The following is a 237-nucleotide window of genomic DNA, read 5'->3' on the forward strand; positions in this document are numbered from 1 at the left end:
GTCTCATGGGCCCACCAGTACGCCACCGCCGAGGCGCCGCCCTGCTCGGCGACCCCCACGGTGTCGGCGTGGGCGGCGACGCGGGCCTCGACCTCGGCGAGCCGCGCGGCGGCGCGGGTGAGCTCGGCCAGGGTGTGGGCGGTCTCCTCGGTGCCCATCGACCACAGGGACGCATCCGAGATCTCATCGAGGAGGGCGTGGACGGCCGTGACGGCGCGCGAGACCTGGTGTCGTGGG

The 237-nt window shown here is 75.5% G+C and carries 1 pseudogene; it reads right to left on the reverse strand.

Going from position 1 to position 237, the window contains the following annotated elements:
• Positions 1 to 237 (reverse strand): annotated as a pseudogene (locus QQZ14_RS15025) (HNH endonuclease signature motif containing protein); the annotation flags it as partial.

Origin of the sequence: Nocardioides sp. T2.26MG-1, from assembly GCF_950101795.1 — a bacterium.
Taxonomy (GTDB): domain Bacteria; phylum Actinomycetota; class Actinomycetes; order Propionibacteriales; family Nocardioidaceae; genus Nocardioides.